General features: G+C 66.0%; 17 protein-coding genes and 4 tRNA genes. 14 read left to right on the forward strand and 7 right to left on the reverse strand.

The features are described from left to right. Positions 1-106: 106 nt before the first annotated feature. The gene (locus BCR55_RS03165) at positions 107-373 is read left to right on the forward strand and encodes a hypothetical protein (protein WP_006400779.1); all 267 of its coding nucleotides are present in this window, start codon (positions 107-109) and stop codon (positions 371-373) included. A 478-nt stretch (positions 374-851) separates the two neighbouring features. Then, entirely contained in the window at positions 852-1,991 is a 1,140-nt protein-coding gene (locus BCR55_RS03170; protein ID WP_065494161.1) for a porin, read from the forward strand. A 105-nt stretch (positions 1,992-2,096) separates the two neighbouring features. On the opposite strand, the gene greB is transcribed toward BCR55_RS03170, so the two are convergent. Then, positions 2,097-2,660: a transcription elongation factor GreB gene (gene greB / locus BCR55_RS03175; protein WP_006400781.1), complete on the reverse strand. Its 564-nt coding sequence runs from the start codon at positions 2,658-2,660 to the stop codon at positions 2,097-2,099. A gap of 131 nt (positions 2,661-2,791) precedes the next feature. Between greB and BCR55_RS03180 the strand changes: the two genes are divergently transcribed. The 3 genes from BCR55_RS03180 (at position 2,792) to BCR55_RS03190 (ending at position 3,142) form a co-directional block, all read left to right on the forward strand. Next, positions 2,792-2,868 (forward strand) — tRNA-Arg (locus BCR55_RS03180). Between the two features lie 61 nt (positions 2,869-2,929). Next, positions 2,930-3,006 (forward strand) — tRNA-Arg (locus BCR55_RS03185). A 59-nt stretch (positions 3,007-3,065) separates the two neighbouring features. Then, positions 3,066-3,142: transfer RNA gene (locus tag BCR55_RS03190), tRNA-Arg, on the forward strand. Between the two features lie 122 nt (positions 3,143-3,264). Here the strand turns inward: BCR55_RS03190 and BCR55_RS03195 are convergent. The 5 genes from BCR55_RS03195 to BCR55_RS03220 all read right to left on the reverse strand — a co-directional run bounded on the left by BCR55_RS03195 (position 3,265) and on the right by BCR55_RS03220 (position 8,903). Beyond that, positions 3,265-4,487 (reverse strand): IS3 family transposase gene (locus BCR55_RS03195; RefSeq protein WP_105775252.1). Its coding sequence is split into 2 segments (ribosomal slippage): positions 3,265-4,119 and positions 4,122-4,487, totalling 1,221 coding nucleotides; the frame shifts between segments, so codons are not numbered across the junction. A gap of 109 nt (positions 4,488-4,596) precedes the next feature. Beyond that, positions 4,597-6,963 (reverse strand): bifunctional (p)ppGpp synthetase/guanosine-3',5'-bis(diphosphate) 3'-pyrophosphohydrolase, encoded by a 2,367-nt coding sequence (locus tag BCR55_RS03205; RefSeq protein WP_065494162.1) that lies wholly within the window; start codon positions 6,961-6,963, stop codon positions 4,597-4,599. 63 nt (positions 6,964-7,026) lie between these two features. Beyond that, a complete protein-coding gene (gene rpoZ / locus BCR55_RS03210) occupies positions 7,027-7,230 on the reverse strand; it encodes a DNA-directed RNA polymerase subunit omega (RefSeq protein ID WP_006400783.1) in 204 nt (67 codons plus the stop codon). A gap of 58 nt (positions 7,231-7,288) precedes the next feature. Then, positions 7,289-7,972 carry a guanylate kinase gene (gene gmk, locus BCR55_RS03215; protein WP_006400784.1) on the reverse strand — a complete coding sequence of 228 codons (684 nt, stop codon included), beginning with the start codon at positions 7,970-7,972 and terminating at the stop codon, positions 7,289-7,291. 7 nt (positions 7,973-7,979) lie between these two features. Continuing rightward, a complete protein-coding gene (locus BCR55_RS03220; protein ID WP_006400785.1) occupies positions 7,980-8,903 on the reverse strand; it encodes a YicC/YloC family endoribonuclease in 924 nt (307 codons plus the stop codon). Positions 8,904-9,077: 174 nt separating this feature from the next. Here BCR55_RS03220 and rph point away from each other — a divergent pair, with 174 nt between their 5' ends. The 9 genes from rph to BCR55_RS03265 all read left to right on the forward strand — a co-directional run bounded on the left by rph (position 9,078) and on the right by BCR55_RS03265 (position 15,337). Next, positions 9,078-9,818: a ribonuclease PH gene (rph, locus tag BCR55_RS03225; RefSeq protein WP_065494163.1), complete on the forward strand. Its 741-nt coding sequence runs from the start codon at positions 9,078-9,080 to the stop codon at positions 9,816-9,818. Then, positions 9,811-10,437, forward strand: a complete 627-nt coding sequence (rdgB, locus tag BCR55_RS03230) for an RdgB/HAM1 family non-canonical purine NTP pyrophosphatase (protein WP_043279610.1) — start codon at positions 9,811-9,813, stop codon at positions 10,435-10,437. The genes rph and rdgB overlap by 8 nt, the downstream gene beginning before the upstream one ends. 34 nt (positions 10,438-10,471) lie before the next feature. After that, positions 10,472-11,686, forward strand: coding sequence for a radical SAM family heme chaperone HemW (hemW, locus tag BCR55_RS03235; protein WP_039225131.1), 1,215 nt, complete (start codon positions 10,472-10,474; stop codon positions 11,684-11,686). Between the two features lie 43 nt (positions 11,687-11,729). Next, positions 11,730-11,817: transfer RNA gene (locus BCR55_RS03240), tRNA-Ser, on the forward strand. A gap of 172 nt (positions 11,818-11,989) precedes the next feature. Beyond that, entirely contained in the window at positions 11,990-12,385 is a 396-nt protein-coding gene (locus BCR55_RS03245; RefSeq protein ID WP_006400789.1) for a hypothetical protein, read from the forward strand. Positions 12,386-12,546: 161 nt separating this feature from the next. Then, entirely contained in the window at positions 12,547-12,840 is a 294-nt protein-coding gene (locus tag BCR55_RS03250; protein ID WP_059783527.1) for a hypothetical protein, read from the forward strand. Positions 12,841-12,974: 134 nt separating this feature from the next. Next, positions 12,975-13,463: an energy transducer TonB gene (locus tag BCR55_RS03255; protein WP_170933536.1), complete on the forward strand. Its 489-nt coding sequence runs from the start codon at positions 12,975-12,977 to the stop codon at positions 13,461-13,463. 282 nt (positions 13,464-13,745) lie between these two features. Further along, positions 13,746-15,056 (forward strand): MFS transporter, encoded by a 1,311-nt coding sequence (locus tag BCR55_RS03260; protein WP_065494164.1) that lies wholly within the window; start codon positions 13,746-13,748, stop codon positions 15,054-15,056. A gap of 101 nt (positions 15,057-15,157) precedes the next feature. Then, the gene (locus BCR55_RS03265; protein ID WP_006400794.1) at positions 15,158-15,337 is read left to right on the forward strand and encodes a hypothetical protein; all 180 of its coding nucleotides are present in this window, start codon (positions 15,158-15,160) and stop codon (positions 15,335-15,337) included. 17 nt (positions 15,338-15,354) lie between these two features. Here BCR55_RS03265 and waaC read toward each other — a convergent pair whose 3' ends face one another. Beyond that, complete coding sequence (gene waaC / locus BCR55_RS03270) at positions 15,355-16,347, reverse strand: lipopolysaccharide heptosyltransferase I (RefSeq protein WP_006400795.1); 993 nt, start codon at positions 16,345-16,347, stop codon at positions 15,355-15,357. Positions 16,348-16,498 lie beyond the last annotated feature (151 nt).

The raw sequence follows: 16,498 nt of genomic DNA on the forward strand, positions 1-16,498 counted from the left end.
AAATCCTACCGGGGACGTATCCCGTCGGTAAATCGTCGGGGTTTTTACGGTTGCACGACGCGCCGGATGTTGCGATCCTGAGACAACGCAGTTTGAGGAGAGGGTCATGTGGCTGGACGGAATCAAGCGCTTCGCGAGTCGGCTCGCGCGCGTGCGCCGCAAGTCCCGCGCGCTGGCTGAAACGTCCCGTACTGCGCCGTGCGACACCGAGTTCGACCCGACGTGGCACGGCGATCACTGGCAGAACCTTCTGGCGTCCCCGCTGGATGCGCGCCACTACGTGATGGAAGACTGGACGTACACGCCGCCGCAGGCGGACACCGACGACACGCCCCCCGCGGGCAAGCGCAAACGGCGCTCATACGGGCAGTAAGGGCAACCGACGGACCAAACGGGCAAAAAAAAGCGCGACTGGGAAGTCGCGCCGACAAAGGTTTGGAGATCTTTTCCGTCAACGAAAAAGTCTGCTTCGGAAAGCAGAAACCGCAGTATAGCGAGATAACATCCTTACATTAGCCATAGCCCGCACAAACCTCTATTGCCGATGTGTCAATAATCGCGCTATAGCGGCCGCGGGCGGCTAGAGGGCGCGTGTCGCCGTCGCGCAACGCACGGCGGACGCGCGCCGCGCTTCGCCGCGCGCCCTCGCGGACTGTAACCCTTTGATCTCAATATGGTTTTCAATCCACCCAGATCATTTCCAAATCCAAAATACAGTATTGCCGGAAGCGGTTTTCGTCCGCTTGCGGCACGCTCCTTACACTTCAAGTGGATTTCCGACGATGCCGCCCGACTCCGTCGCGCCCGGCAACAGGTCCGATCGACATCATCGTGTCTGGAGACAGCATTCCATGAAAAAGACCCTGATCTTCGCCGCCCTGTCCGGCGCGTGCGCGGCCGCGCACGCGCAAAGCAGCGTCACGCTCTACGGGCTGATCGACGCCGGCATCACGTATACGAACAACCAGGGCGGCCACAGCGCATGGCAGGAAACGAGCGGCTCGATCAACGGCAGCCGCTGGGGGCTGCGCGGCACCGAGGACCTCGGCGGCGGATTGAAGGCGATCTTCACGCTGGAGAACGGCTTCGGGATCAACAACGGCACGCTGAAGCAGAACGGCCGCGAATTCGGCCGCCAGGCATTCGTCGGCCTCGCGCATAGCGGGTTCGGCTCGCTGACGCTCGGTCGCCAGTACGACAGCGTCGTCGACTTCCTCGGCCCGCTGTCGCTGACGGGCACGCAGTACGGCGGCACGCAGTTCGCGCACCCGTTCGACAACGACAACCTGAACAACTCGTTCCGGATCAGCAACGCGGTCAAGTATCAAAGCGCGGACTTCGGCGGACTGAAGTTCGGCGCGCTCTACGGCTTCTCGAATTCGACAGATTTCTCGAACAACCGCGCGTACAGCGTCGGCGCGTCGTACAGCTTCATGGGCTTCAGCGTCGCCGCCGCCTACATGCAGCTGAACAACAACATCAACTCGCTCGCGCTCGCGGCTAGCGATCCCGGCGCGGTGGCCGGCGACTGGACGTTCGCGGCGAGCCGGCAGCGCACCTGGGGCGCCGGCCTCAACTACGCGTTCGGCCCGGCAACCGCGGGCTTCGTGTTCACGCAGACGCGCCTCACCGACTCGGCCGGCATCAGCGCCGGGCAATCGGGCGTGTCGGGCGGCATCCCGCTGACGGGCGACACGCGCTTCAACAACTACGAACTGAACGCGCGCTATGCATTGACGCCGGCGTTCTCGCTCGCAGGCTCCTATACGTACACCGACGGCCGCATGGAAGGACAGAAGCCGAGCTGGCACCAGTTCAACCTGCAGGCCGACTACGCGCTGTCGAAGCGCACCGATCTGTATCTGCAGGGCGAATACCAGCGCGTGAACGGGGACGGACTCGCGGTCGGCGCGAACATCAACGGCCTCGGCGTCGCGTCGTCGACCAACAAGCAGATCGCGGTGACGGCCGGCATGCGTCACCGCTTTTGAGCGACGGCCGCGCGGCTCGCCGGCCGGCATTCGAATGACGAAGCGCCCCGATTGGGGCGCTTTGTCGTTGCGGCGGTGTGCGGTCGCCTCTATGCGTCTACACGCCTACGCGTCGCCGCGCGCCGGATAGCGGACGTCGAGCACGTCGATCGGCTGCGGGCCGGCCGGCGTCATCAGCGTGACGGTGTCGCCGATCCGCGCCTTGATCAATGCGCGTGCGACCGGCGAGATCCAGCTCACGCAGCCGCGATCCAGATCGACCTCGTCGATGCCGACGATCGTGATCGTGTGTTCTTCGCCGTCCGGCGTGGCGTAATCGACGGTCGCGCCAAAGAACACCTGATCGACGTTTTCCTGCCGGCTGGCGTCGACGACTTCGGCGAGATCGAGCCGCTTGGTGAGGAAACGGATACGGCGGTCGATCTCGCGCAGCCGCCGCTTGCCGTAGATGTAGTCGCCGTTCTCCGAGCGATCGCCGTTCGATGCGGCCCACGACACGAGCCGCACGACTTCCGGCCGCTCGACGTCGATCAGGTTCAGCAGCTCGTCCTTCAGCCGCTTGTGGCCGGCGGGCGTGATGTAGTTCTTCGCGCCCGCCGGAATGGCGGTCTGGGCCTGGTCGAGATCGTCGTCGTCGCCGTCGGACTCTTTGACAAACGCCTTGTTCATGATGCAGATTCGAATTGCGGTTGACAGATGCGTCAAGGGTACACGAAGGGCGTCGTAGCGCGGTCGCGCCCCTCAATTTGCGAATAAGGCTTCCCTTTTTATATAACCCTGCTATAATCCCTCTTCTGCGTGCGGCTGTAGCTCAGTTGGATAGAGTACTTGGCTACGAACCAAGGGGTCGTGGGTTCGAATCCTGCCAGCCGCGCCACCTTTTTCGAGGGCCTTCCAAACCGAAGGCCCTTTCAGTTCGATGTAGTAGCGTTTTGCGTGCGGCTGTAGCTCAGTTGGATAGAGTACTTGGCTACGAACCAAGGGGTCGTGGGTTCGAATCCTGCCAGCCGCGCCATTTTCGGGGGCCTTCCCATCGCAGAAGGCTCCGACAGTTGAAGTAGTACCGCTTTGCGTGCGGCTGTAGCTCAGTTGGATAGAGTACTTGGCTACGAACCAAGGGGTCGTGGGTTCGAATCCTGCCAGCCGCGCCACCTCATCAGGGCCTTCCTTCGGGAAGGCCCTTTTTTCTTGTCCGCTCGTTCCGCGCGCGTGGCGCCTCCCCTCCCTGTCGAACCCATGTCAAGTCCTAGAATAGGTTGACAGTATCCGTACGCTAGAACGCCCGATGCACCGCATCGGGCGTTTTGTATTTCAGGGCAGCATGTGGCCGCTCGTGGTTGTAGGTGCGCACGGACTGTTCGACCATCTTGGTGGCCTGCTCGAGGTCAGCAGGACGCTGCAGCAAGAACTCACCCTTGAGGATGCCGTTGACCCGCTCGGCCAGCGCATTTTGATAGCAGTCGTAGCCGTCCGTCATCGAACAGCGCAAGCCGTGACGCCGATGGATGTCCTGATAGTAGGTCGAGCAGTACTGGATCCCACGATCGGAATGATGGATCAAGGGCTGGCTGGTCTGGCGCGTGCGCAACGCCTTCTTCAGCGCCTGACTGACCTGTTCGGTCTGTAGGCTGTCGTGAACGTGATGACCGACGATCTTGCGCGAGAACGCATCGGTAATCAGGCTCAGGTACACGAACGGGCCAGCCGTGGGCAGATAGGTGATGTCGGCCACCCACACTTGTTCGGGCCCAGTCGGCACGACCTGATCCGGCCCGGGTTTAAGCAGATTCGGATGTCGCCGGAAGCGATGATGGCTCTGCGTCGTCTTGTGGTACGCCCGGTGTGGCACGACCAACAGGCGCGCGGCGCGCAGCACATCGAACAATCGATCTCGCCCGAGCTTGATGCCGCGCTCACCCAAGACAGGCCCGAGCAGATGGTGCAGCTTTCGTGCCCCGAGTCTCGGTTGGCGCAGCCGTATATCGCGCACCAGCGTCGTCACGACTTCGGCTTGCGTGCTGCGGCGTTCCTCGCTGCGACATCGCTTGTAATACGCTTGCCGGCTGATGCCCATGTAGCGGCAGGCTCGTTCGACGCTCAGCTTTTTGATCCGCTTTTGCGCGACGACCTGCCCGAAGGCTTTTTTACGGTGATCCCGTAGTCCTTGCGCATCACGTCGAGCACGGCCTCGAACAACGCAGCTTTCTCCTGTGCCTCTCGCAGCTGCGTTTCCAATTCCTTGATGCGCTGCTCCGGCGTGAGCGGCTTGGCGTCTTGCTTTGACATAGTAGAACCCGATCGCGCACGGCCGGATGGATCGGCCCAATCCTGCAAGCCGTGCTTACGTAACCATACCAGCACGGTCGAGCGTCCTTGGATGCCGTAGCGCCGCTGCGCCTCTTTATACGTCAGCTCGCCTTTTTCGACTTGGGCCACCACCGATAGCTTAAAAGCCAAGCTGTAGTCCCGCTGCGTCCGCTTGATCCCTTGTTCCACTTGCCACCTCTTCGTCTCGGCGAAAAAGTGTCAACCTATTTCAGGACGGGTCACCACGTACAAAAACGGCGGCCCGCGGCCGCCGTTTCGTCATTCGATTCATCCCAGGTCAGTAATCCTGCCGCTCGCGCTCGATGCGCATTCCGCCGTCGTGGCGCGCATGCGTGCCGTCGTCGGTCGAGCGCTCGCGCATGATGCGCATGACGTCCGGATTCGTGCGCACGCGGCGCATCACGTTTGCCAGATGCACGCGGTCGCTGACCTGGATCACGAAGCGCAGCACCGTCGATTCGTGCGTGAGATCCTCGTCCATCGCGATGTGCACGATGTTCGCGTCGGCCGACGTGATGTCGGCCGCCACGCGCGCGAAGATGCCCTTCGTGTTCTTCACGAGCGCCTTCACCGCGACGTCGAACAGCCGGCCCGGCTGCGGCGCCCATTCGACGTCGATCCAGCGCCCCGGATCGCGACGATGGATGCGCTGCGCGACGCGGCAGTCGGTCGTATGGATCGCCATCCCGAGGCCGATGCCGATATAGCCCATGATCGCGTCGCCCGGGATTGGCCGGCAGCACGCGGACAACTGTACCGACATCCCTTCCGTGCCGGTGATCACGACCGGCGGCGCGTGCGGCACGACGTGGCGCTCGCCCTTCGGCAGATCGTCGTCCGCGTCGCGGCCGCTCATCAGCACCTCGATGCGCTTGGCCATCACCGCCGCGACGCGGCGGCCGAGGCCGATGTCGGCGAAGATTTCCTGACGACTCTTGTTGCCCGTCCACTGCACGAGCTTTTCCCACACCTCGGGCGCGACGTCGGCCAGCGATAGGCCGTAGCCCTTCAGGCTCTGGTCGACGAGCCGCTCGCCGAGCTGCACCGACTCGTTCAGCCGCATCGTCTTCAGATAGTGACGAATCGCCGAACGCGCCTTGCCGGTGCGCACGAAGCCGAGCCACGCCGGGTTCGGCTTCGAATACGGCGCGGTAATGACCTCGACGATGTCGCCGCTCTTCAGCTCGGTGCGCAGCGGCAGCAGTTCGTTGTTGATCTTCACGGCGACGCACTGGTTGCCCAGATCGCTGTGGATCGAATACGCGAAGTCGAGCGCGGTCGCGCCGCGCGGCAGCGCCATGATCTTCGACTTCGGCGTGAACACGTAGACCGCGTCGGGGAACAGGTCGATCTTCACGTGCTCGAGGAATTCGCTCGAATCGCCGGCTTCGCTCTGGATGTCGAGCAGCGATTTCAGCCACTGATGCGCGCGTTTCTGCACGTCGTTCAGATCCGCGCCGCCGTTCTTGTAGAGCCAGTGCGCGGCCACGCCGGCTTCCGCGATCTCGTGCATCTTGCGCGTGCGCACCTGGAATTCGATCGGCGCGCCGAACGGCCCGACGAGCGTCGTGTGCAGCGACTGATAGCCGTTGATCTTCGGGATTGCGATGTAGTCCTTGAACTTGCCGGGTACGGGCTTGTAGAGCGCATGCAGCGCGCCGATGCACGTGTAGCAGTCGAGCGGGCTGTCGACGACGACGCGAAAGCCGTACACGTCGAGCACCTGCGAGAACGACAGCTGCTTGTCGCGCATCTTGCGGTAGATGCTGTAGATCGTCTTTTCGCGCCCGGTGATCTCGGCGTCGAGCTTCGCGTCGGCCATCGCGCGCTGCGCGGCCTCGAGAATCTTGCCGATCACTTCGTGGCGATTGCCGCGCGCGGCCTTCACGGCCTTCTCGAGCGTCGCGTAGCGATGCGGATTGAAGTTCGCGAAGCTCATGTCCTGCAGCTCGCGATACGTATTGTTCAGACCGAGCCGGTGCGCGATCGGCGCATAGATGTCGAGCGTTTCGCGCGCGACGCGGCGACGCTTTTCCATCGGCACCGCGCCGAGCGTGCGCATATTGTGCAGGCGGTCGGCGAGCTTCACGAGGATCACGCGCACGTCGCGCGCCATCGCGAGCAGCATCTTGCGGAAGTTTTCCGCCTGCGCTTCCTCGCGACTGCGGAATTCCATCTTGTCGAGTTTCGACAGGCCGTCGACGAGCTCGGCGACCTTCGGGCCGAAGCGCTCGGCGAGCTCGCTCTTCGTGACGCCCTGGTCTTCCATCACGTCGTGCAGCAGCGCCGCCATGATCGCCTGCGCGTCGAGCTTCCAGCCCGCACAGATTTCGGCGACGGCGACAGGATGGGTGATGTAGGGTTCGCCGCTCTGGCGATATTGACCGAGGTGGGCTTCGTCGCTGAAATGGAACGCCGCCTTCACCTCTTTGATTTCGTCCGGACCGAGATACTCGGCAAGCGCGGCCGTCAGATTCGCAATCGAAACGACGCCGTGCTTGCGCGGCTGCTCCGGAGTGGCGGTCGGCCCGAACAGATGCCGGAAGGACTGTTCGAGGACCGCGTCGATGTACTGGCGCGCTGGCGACCGGACCGTGTCTTCGGTGATCGCATCCGCGGAGGCGGACGATGGGGTGGTGCTCATATTCGCCTCCTGGTCGAGTCGTTGCGCGCGTGAATTACATGGCTGAAACGGGCCGGGTGCGCGTTACACCGGCACCTTCTTCAACATCTCGAGGCCGACCTGGCCGGCCGCGATCTCGCGCAGCGCGACGACGGTCGGCTTGTCGCGGCTTTCGATCTTCGGCGTATGGCCTTGCGCGAGCTGCCGCGCGCGATAGGTGGCGGCGAGCGCCAGTTCGAAGCGGTTCGGGATTTGCTTCAGGCAGTCTTCGACAGTAATGCGAGCCATGTTGGTAATTCCTTCTGAATATAGTCCTTATTCTACCTTATGTCCCTCATGCCCCGCGTCATTCCGCGTGGGGCAGATGGATACCGAGTTCGATGAACAGCTCCGTGTGACGCGCGTACTGCGACGCAAAGCGCAGACGCGTCGCCGCGACGATGCATTCGAGCTCCGCGAGCGCACGATCGAAGTTCTCGTTGATCACGACGTACTCGGCTTCGGACGCGTGCGCCATCTCGCTGCCCGCCGCGAGCAGGCGTCGCGTGATCACGTTCGGCTCGTCCTGGCCGCGCTTTTTCAGCCGCTCTTCGAGCGCGTCGAGCGACGGCGGCAGAATGAAGATGCCGACCGCGTTGCGGAACTGCTTCTTCACCTGCTGCGCGCCCTGCCAGTCGATCTCGAGCAGCACGTCGTGGCCGCTCTTCATCTGCTCTTCGATCCAGACACGCGACGTGCCGTAGTAGTTGCCGTGCACTTCCGCGCTTTCGAGGAATTCGTGCGCCGCGTGCCGCGCGCGGAAATCCTCGACCGTCGTGAAATGATAGTGCTGGCCGTCCTGCTCGCCCGGGCGCGGCTTGCGCGTCGTGTACGAGATCGACAGGCGGATGTCGCTGTCCTTCGACAGCAGCGCATTCACGAGCGTCGACTTGCCGGCGCCCGACGGCGCGACGACCATGAACAGGTTGCCGGGATAAACGCCGCCGTGCAGTGAATGCGACGCGTGGCCGTCGCGGGTGGATTCGGTCATCTTGCTTTTACTCCAGGTTTTGCACTTGCTCGCGCATCTGCTCGATCAGCAGCTTCAGCGCCATCGATGCGTCGGCGAGTTCCTTCGCCGCTGCTTTCGAGCCGAGCGTATTCGCTTCGCGATTCAGTTCCTGCATCATGAAGTCGAGACGCTTGCCGACACGGCCGCCCTTCTCGATCACGTGACGCGTTTCGTTCAGGTGCGCGGTGAGTCGCGACAGCTCTTCCGCGATGTCGATCCGGATCCCGTACATCGTCACTTCCTGACGAATGCGTTCCGCGGCCTCTTCGCGCGACACGATCGGCGCGCTGCCTTCCGGCGCCGCGATGCCGAGCGCTTCCTGCAGCCGCTCGACGATCTTCTGCTGATGCTTCGCGATCAGCTCCGGCACGAGCGGCGTGATGCGCGCGACGATCGCCTCCATCTCGGCGACGTTCGACAGCAGCATCGTCGCGAGCTGCGCCCCTTCGCGCGAGCGCACGACGACCAGTTCGCCGATCGCTTCCTTGCCGCAGGCGAGCACCGCATCGCGGATCGCGTCGGCCGACACGCCGCTCTCGGCGAGCACGCCGGGCCAGCGCAGGATTTCACCCGCGCGCAGCCGGCCGACGCCGGGAAACGCGTCGAGCACCGAGCGCTCGAGATCGGCGAGCTGGCCGAGCGCCGTTTGATTCAGCGCGCCGGCGCCGATGCTCTGCTCGCCGCGCTGCAGGTTGATGCGCACGTCGACCTTGCCGCGCGACAGCTTGTTCATCAGCATCTCGCGCAGCGCGGGTTCGCACGCGCGCACGTCGTCCGGCATGCGGAAGTTCAGGTCGAGGAAGCGCGAGTTCACGGTGCGCAGTTCGACCGACACGCTGGCGCCGCCATTGCCGGTGGCCGCCGCGAGTTCGCGCGTCGCGCTCGCGTAGCCCGTCATGCTGTAAATCATGGTTCGTCTCGCCGTCTGGGTGCCCTTGCGGGCAGGATATGTCGAGGCGCCCGGCGCGTTCCGAAGCGCGGGGCGGGAAGCGCGCATTATCCCATTTTTGCGGACGACCCCGCCGGGCAAGCCCGCCGTTCGGCGCTAAAATCGGGGTTTCCTCTTCCTCCTCACGATTGGCTCATGACGTCCTCCCTTTCCCGCCCGAGCGGCCGCCGCGCAGACGAACTGCGCAAGGTCGCGCTCACCCGCCACTACACGAAGCACGCGGAAGGCTCCGTGCTCGTCGAATTCGGCGACACGAAGGTGATCTGCACGGCGAGCGTCGCCGAGCGCGTGCCCGAATTCCTGCGCGAGCGCGGACAGGGCTGGCTCACCGCCGAATACGGGATGCTGCCGCGCGCGACGCACACGCGCAGCGATCGCGAGGCCGCGCGCGGCAAGCAGACCGGCCGCACGCAGGAAATTCAGCGCCTGATCGGCCGCGCGCTGCGCGCGGTGTTCAATCTCGAAGCGCTCGGCCCGCGCACGATCCACCTCGACTGCGACGTGATCCAGGCCGACGGCGGCACGCGCACCGCGAGCATCACCGGCGCCTTCGTCGCCGCGCACGATGCGGTGTCGACGCTGCTTGCAGCGGGCAAGCTCGAACGCTCGCCGATCGTCGATCATGTCGCCGCGATTTCGGTCGGCGTGTACGAAGGCACGCCGGTGCTCGACCTCGACTACGCGGAAGACTCGCGCTGCGACACCGACATGAACGTCGTGATGACGGGCGCGGGCGGCTTCGTCGAAGTCCAGGGCACCGCCGAAGGCGTGCCGTTCTCGCGCGCCGAGATGGACGCGCTGCTCGATCTCGCGCAAAGCGGCATCGGCACGCTCGTGCAGCTGCAGAAGGACGTGCTGGGCCTGCGCCATGTCTGAGCATCGCATGGCCGCCCCGCTCGCGCGCATCGTGCTCGCGTCGAACAATCCCGGCAAGCTGCGCGAGTTCGCCGCGCTGTTCTCGACGGTCGGCATCGAAATCGTGCCGCAAGGCGAGCTCGCCGTGCCGGAAGCCGAGGAGCCGTTTCGCACCTTCATCGAAAACGCGCTGACGAAAGCGCGCCACGCATCGCAGCTCACCGGGCTGCCGGCGATCGCCGACGATTCGGGGCTCTGCGTACGCGCGCTGCGCGGCGCGCCCGGCGTCTATTCGGCGCGCTACGCGCAGCGTGCGGGCCGCGAGAAGGGCGACGCGGCGAACAACGCCTATCTGGTCGAGCAACTGCGCGGCATCGACGACCGCCGCGCGTACTACTGCTGCGTGCTGGCACTCGTGCGCCATGCGGACGACCCCGAACCGCTGTTCGCCGAAGGCCGCTGGGAAGGCGAAATCGTCGACACACCGCGCGGCGAACACGGATTCGGCTACGACCCGTATTTCTATCTGCCCTCGCTCGGCGCGACGGCCGCCGAACTCGAACCGGCCGTGAAGAATACGCACAGCCATCGGGCGCGCGCGCTGAAGGCGCTGCTCGCGCGACTCGCGGAGGAAGCATGACGCGCGTCGACGTCAGCCGTGTGCGGGAGGCCGCATGAGTCAGGCCGCCGAAACCGGCGCACGCGTGGTCGCGACGTTCACGTCGCCCGGACAGGTGCGGCTCACGTCGCTGCCGCCGCTCGCGCTGTACGTGCATTTCCCGTGGTGCGTGCGCAAGTGCCCGTACTGCGATTTCAACTCGCATGAATGGAAAGGCGAGCGCTTCCCGGAAACCGAGTATCTCGATGCGCTGCGCGCGGATCTCGAGCACGCGCTGCCGCTCGTGTGGGGCCGGCAGGTGCATACGGTGTTCATCGGCGGCGGCACGCCGAGCCTGCTGTCGGCGGCCGGCCTCGACCGGCTGCTGTCGGACGTGCGCGCATTGCTGCCGCTCGACGCGGACGCCGAGATCACGCTCGAGGCGAATCCCGGCACGTTCGAAGCCGCGAAGTTCGCGCAGTTTCGCGCGAGCGGCGTGAACCGGCTGTCGGTCGGCATCCAGAGCTTCAACGAAGCGCACCTGAAGGCGCTCGGCCGCATCCACGACACCGCGCAAGCGCGCGCCGCCGTCGAGATCGCCGCGAAGACGTTCGACAACTTCAACCTCGACCTGATGTTCGCGCTGCCGAACCAGACGTTCGACGAATGCCGCGCCGACATCGAGACCGCACTGTCGTTCGCGCCGCCGCATCTGTCGCTGTACCACCTGACGCTGGAGCCGAACACGCTGTTCGCGAAATTTCCGCCGGCGGTGCCCGACGACGACGCGTCGGCCGACATGCAGGAATGGATTCATGCGCGCACCGCGGAAGCCGGCTACGAACGGTATGAAGTGTCCGCGTATGCGAAGCCGAATCATCGCTGCAAGCACAATCTGAACTACTGGCGCTTCGGCGATTACCTCGGGATCGGCGCGGGCGCGCATACGAAGCTGTCGTTTCCGAACCGGATCCTGCGGCAGGCGCGCTACAAGCATCCGGCGACCTTCATCGAACAGGCGCTGGCCGGCACGCCGGTGCAGGAGGAGCGCGAAGTCGGCGCACGCGACCTGCCGTTCGAGTTCATGCTGAACACGCTGCGGCTCGTCGAAGGCTTTCCGGTGCACAGCTTCGTCGAGCGCACGGGGCTGCCGATCAGCACGATCGAGCCGGCGCTGCAGGAGGCGGAACGGCGCGGACTCATCACGCGCGACTTCACGCGGATCGCGCCGACGCCGCTCGGCCAGCGTTTCCTGAACGATCTGCAGGAACTGTTCCTGCGCGACGATTGACGGCAAAACGGTGCGGCATTTCGGTTACAATGCCGCCTCGCATGGAAGCGTGGCCGAGTGGTTTAAGGCACTGGTCTTGAAAACCAGCGACGGGCAACCGTCCGTGAGTTCGAATCTCACCGCTTCCGCCAACGCTTGAATGGAAAACGGGCCGCTCGGCCCGTTTTTCGTTTGTGCGGCCGACGCGGCGATGCCGCGATGCGGCAGCCGCCTTGCACGTGCCGCGCGACGGCCGCGCCGACGCGCGTCGCGCCGGATGCCGCTACAATTCCGCGCTCCGATTCGCGAAACGGGAAACCCGTCATGAAGCCCTTTCTCCTCTCGTCGCTCGCCGCCGTGCTGGCCGTCGTCAGCGCGCAGGCGGCCGCGGATACCGCCGCCGGCGACACGCAGAGCGCATCGTGCGCGATCGCGTCCGTGACGGGCGTCGGCGGCGCGCCCGGCAGCCTGCGCGAATATCTCGCGAGCCCGACGCCGTACAACTATCTGAAGGAAAACGAGCTGCAGTGCAAGGTGTCCGACGATGGACGCGCGTCGAACTGCACGGGCGTCACCTATCTGCGCAACGAGCGCGTCAGCGTGTACGACGATTCGGATCCGACGATGCTGACGGTCGTCGCGCCGGTCGAGCTCGACCACGGCAGGACCTATCCCGTGATCATCGACGTGCAGAGAAAGGACGCGCGCTGCAAGCCGTGATCCGATCGCGCGCGCATGCCTGAGCGCGGCGACCACGGCAGCGCGGATGTCGCCGCCGCACGCGCGGCCATCGCCTAAAATTCGGATCAGCACGGCGACACGATCCGCCGCGCACTCGACGCCGCGCGCGCGATCCGTGCGCGCCGCATACGGAGACCGCCATGACCGAGCTGTCGACCCCGACCGATCACGTCGATTACGAAGGTTTCGAGATCCACGTCGTGCCCGGCACGGCGCCCGGCAACGCGATGCGCTTCACGTACACGGGCTACGTCTGCCATCCGGGCGCGAATCCCGCGCTGCCCGGGCATGCGGTGCCGTTTCATGCGGACGGCGAGGAGAGCTTCGCGAGCGTCGACGAAGCCGTGCACGAGGCCGTGCACGTCGGCAAGAGCATCATCGACGGCACGCATCCCGACTTGTCGGTCCTGTCGCTCGTCACGCACGGGTACTGACGTCCGCGCACGGCGCGCGCCCGCTCCATCATCTGCCGCGTGCGTATTGCGCCTCGCGGGCTATGCGTTTCTCCCCATATCGCGCGGCGTGCGCGCGTCTATCATTTTTCTATCGTCACCTCGGCTGCCCTGCCATGCGTCCCCTATCCGTTCCGATCGTCGACCGGCTGCGCGTCGTCGCGCTCGCCGCCGTCGCGATGCTCGCCGCGTGCACCATCACGCCTCCGCCGTCGCACACGAGCGCAGTCGTTTCACCCGTGATCCGTTCCGCGAGCCTCGATCAGTACCGCATCGAGATCGCGCGGCGCGTGGCCGAACGCAATCCGTCGGGCCTGCTGCGCGGCACGCCGCAGGCGATGCTGCGTTCGCTCGTCGTCGTCGCGTTCACCGTCGATCGCGGCGGCCGGCTCGTCAACGCGTCCGTCTATCGCAGCAACGGCGACAGCGAAGCCGAAGCGCTCGCGCTCGCCTCGCTACGCCGCTCGGCGCCGCTGCCCGCGCCGCCGTCGCGGCTGCTCGACGGCGACGGCCGGCTCGAACTGATGGAAGGCTGGCTGTTCAACGACGACGGTCACTTCCAGTTGCAGAGCACGGCCTCCGCACAGGCGCAGTCGCTCGACTGAACCGCCGCCGGTCGCAATTGCCGGCGCGCGGCCGCGATCGCTATAATTTTCCGCACACTCGCGCGGCCATCACGCTGCGCGCCGCCCGCGCGCCGCACCCGGCAGGCGGGCCGACCACGCCGGCACCGGGCGGCGGCGACCATCCGTCTCCATCCTCGACCGGCGGACGACGTCCGCGCGGCGACGCGCGACGCCCTCCCCGCATCCATCGCTCGGCCGCGCCGGCGGGCCTTCGTCCGACCGAACGCGCGCAGCCGCCCCAACGACAAAACGGAGACATCCATGTCCGCATCCCCACCGGCCGTTGCACGTGCAACCGGTTCGGCCGGCGCCGTCAGCCACCGGCGCATCGTGTTCGCGAGCTTCATCGGCACCGCGATCGAGTTCTACGATTTCTACGTCTACGCGACGGCCGCCGCGCTCGTGATCGGCCCCGTGTTTTTCCCGCACGGCTCGGCGACCGCGCAGGCGCTGTCCGCCTTCGTCACGTTCGGCATCGCGTTCATCGCGCGACCGATCGGCTCGTTCCTGTTCGGCCACTTCGGCGACCGCATCGGGCGCAAATCGACGCTCGTCGCCTCGCTGCTCGTGATGGGTCTGTCGACGACCGCGATCGGCTTCGTGCCCGGCTACGACGCGATCGGCACGCTCGCGCCCGTGCTGCTGTGCGTGCTGCGCTTCGGCCAGGGCATCGGCCTCGGCGGCGAATGGGGCGGCGCAGCGCTGCTCGCGACCGAACATGCGCCGCAGGGCAAGCGCGGCTGGTTCGGCATGTTCCCGCAGCTCGGCCCGTCGGTCGGCTTCCTGATGTCGAACGGGCTGTTCTTCGCGCTCGCGCTGTCGCTGTCCGACGCGCAGTTCCGCAGTTGGGGCTGGCGCATTCCGTTCCTCGTCAGCGCGGTGCTCGTCGCGCTCGGCCTCTATGTGCGGCTCAAGATCGCCGAGACGCCGGCGTTTCAGGCCGCCGTCGACCGTCAGGAGCGCGTGCGCGTGCCGGTCGCGACGCTCGTGTCGCAGCACTGGCAGCCGACGCTGCTCGGCGCGCTCGCGATGGTCGTCTGCTACACGCTGTTCTATATCTCGACGGTGTTCTCGCTGTCGTACGGCGTGTCGGCGCTGCACATTCCGCGCCAGAGCTTCCTCGGGCTGCTGTGCTTTGCCGTCGTGTTCATGGGGCTCGCGACGCCGCTGTCCGCGTGGGCATCCGACCGGTTCGGCCGCAAGCCGGTGCTCGTCGTCGGGTCGATCGCCGCGTTGCTGTCGGGCTTCGCGATGGCGCCGCTGCTCGGCAGCGGGTCGATGCCGCTCGTCGCGCTGTTCCTGACGATCGAGCTGTTCCTGATGGGCGTCACGTTCGCGCCGATGGGCGCGCTGCTGCCCGAGCTGTTCCCGACCAACGTCCGCTACACGGGTGCCGGCGTCGCGTACAACCTCGGCGGGATTCTCGGCGCGTCGATCGCGCCGTACATCGCGCAGCTGCTGGCCGCGCGCGGCGGGCTGTCGTGGGTCGGCGGCTACCTGTCCGTCGCGGCCGCGATCAGCCTGATCGGCGTGCTGCTGATGCGCGAGACGCGCGACACGTCGCTCGTCTGACGCTCCGGGACGACCCGGGTTGCACGGCGCCGGGCGCTCCTTATACTCGGATCCGAGGGCGCCGCCGCGCCCCCCCATCCGTCCCTGAAGGAGCCGCGCCCATGAGCGTCCGTCTCGGCAACGCCGACCTCGTCCTGATCCTCGCGCTCGCGCTGGGCGGCGCGCTGCTGCTCGCGCTGCGCTTCCGGCCGAAAACCTGGCGCGGCCTCGTGTTCGAGGCGCTGCTCGCGAACCTCGCGGCGATCGCCGCGGTCGTCACCGTCGAAGCGCTGCTTGCGTAGCGCGACGGCCGCGCGCGTCAGCTCGCGCGCGCGAATGCGCCGTATGCGGGCCCGACCGTATCGATCGCACGGAGCGCATCGTCGACGGTCGGCATCACACCCTGCTCGCCGATCGACAACGCATGCGGCGCACCACCGATCCCGCAGTGATGACGCGACGTCGCGACGAAGATCATCACGGTCGGCCGCCCGAGCGCGTGCGCCATATGGACGAATCCCGTATCGACGCCGACGACGAGCGCCGCCCGGCCGATCGCCGCGCCGAGCGCGCGCACCGACATCGCGGGCAGCACGATCGCGCCCGGCGCCCTGGCGGCGATGTCCTGCGCGTCGTCATGCTCGGCGGCCGAGCCCCACGGCAGCAGCACGCGCAGGCCGCGCGCCATCATTCGCGTCGCGAGCGCGGCCCAGCGGTCGGCCGGCCATTTCTTGTCGGGATTCGACGTCGCGTGAAACAGCAGCATGAACGGCGCGCCGCTCGTCACGGCAGGCGGCAGATCCGCATGCTGCGGTGCGACGATGCCGTATGTCGCTGCGCCCTCCGGCACGTACCCGAGCGCCTCGCCGGCGCTCACGCGCATCCCGTGCCATGCGTCGCACGCCGGCCGCGGGCCGAAGCGATGCGAGTACGCGAAGCGCGCGCCCGTTTCGCCGAGATCCTGCGTCTGATAGCCGACGCGGCGCGCCGCACGCGCGAGCGCCGCGATGATCGCGCTCTTGTACACGCCGTGCAGGTCGATTACCGCGTCGTAGCGATGCGCGCGCAGCGCGCCGATCGAGGCGGTGATCGCCTTCAGATCGCCGGCGTTGCGCAGCTTCTTGAACCGCCGCAGCGGCGCACACAGCACCGTGCTGACGCCGGGATGCCAGCGCACGACTTCCGCGCACGATTCGTCGACGGCCCAATCGACCGTCACGCCGGGAAACGCGCGATGGATGTCCGCGACGACGGGCAGCGTCTGGACGACATCGCCGAGCGACGTCACTTTTACGATGAGGATGCGGTTCACGTTTGCGGGGAAGAGCCGGCCATTTCGGCATACTAAAGAGGATTGGCGCGCGCAAATATTACGATTTCACTACACTTGCAACAAAATGCGTCGCGAGAGTAAAAGCTCGTCGAAAGGCGCGCCGGCGGCGTTCTTTTTATAATCGAATCTT

Source organism: Burkholderia sp. CCA53 (assembly GCF_001685525.1).
Lineage (GTDB): Bacteria > Pseudomonadota > Gammaproteobacteria > Burkholderiales > Burkholderiaceae > Burkholderia > Burkholderia multivorans.

Bases quoted from the DNA above. Each gene is read 5' to 3' on its own strand.
- gmk (WP_006400784.1), bottom strand. From the start codon at position 7,972: ATGACCGAATCCACCCGCGACGGCCACGCGTCGCATTCACTGCACGGC.
- hemW (WP_039225131.1), top strand. From the start codon at position 10,472: ATGAGTCAGGCCGCCGAAACCGGCGCACGCGTGGTCGCGACGTTCACG.
- rph (WP_065494163.1), top strand. From the start codon at position 9,078: ATGACGTCCTCCCTTTCCCGCCCGAGCGGCCGCCGCGCAGACGAACTG.
- BCR55_RS03260 (WP_065494164.1), top strand. From the start codon at position 13,746: ATGTCCGCATCCCCACCGGCCGTTGCACGTGCAACCGGTTCGGCCGGC.
- BCR55_RS03245 (WP_006400789.1), top strand. From the start codon at position 11,990: ATGAAGCCCTTTCTCCTCTCGTCGCTCGCCGCCGTGCTGGCCGTCGTC.
- BCR55_RS03255 (WP_170933536.1), top strand. From the start codon at position 12,975: ATGCGTCCCCTATCCGTTCCGATCGTCGACCGGCTGCGCGTCGTCGCG.
- greB (WP_006400781.1), bottom strand. From the start codon at position 2,660: ATGAACAAGGCGTTTGTCAAAGAGTCCGACGGCGACGACGACGATCTC.
- rdgB (WP_043279610.1), top strand. From the start codon at position 9,811: ATGTCTGAGCATCGCATGGCCGCCCCGCTCGCGCGCATCGTGCTCGCG.
- rpoZ (WP_006400783.1), bottom strand. From the start codon at position 7,230: ATGGCTCGCATTACTGTCGAAGACTGCCTGAAGCAAATCCCGAACCGC.
- BCR55_RS03265 (WP_006400794.1), top strand. From the start codon at position 15,158: ATGAGCGTCCGTCTCGGCAACGCCGACCTCGTCCTGATCCTCGCGCTC.
- BCR55_RS03220 (WP_006400785.1), bottom strand. From the start codon at position 8,903: ATGATTTACAGCATGACGGGCTACGCGAGCGCGACGCGCGAACTCGCG.
- BCR55_RS03170 (WP_065494161.1), top strand. From the start codon at position 852: ATGAAAAAGACCCTGATCTTCGCCGCCCTGTCCGGCGCGTGCGCGGCC.
- BCR55_RS03205 (WP_065494162.1), bottom strand. From the start codon at position 6,963: ATGAGCACCACCCCATCGTCCGCCTCCGCGGATGCGATCACCGAAGAC.
- BCR55_RS03165 (WP_006400779.1), top strand. From the start codon at position 107: ATGTGGCTGGACGGAATCAAGCGCTTCGCGAGTCGGCTCGCGCGCGTG.
- BCR55_RS03250 (WP_059783527.1), top strand. From the start codon at position 12,547: ATGACCGAGCTGTCGACCCCGACCGATCACGTCGATTACGAAGGTTTC.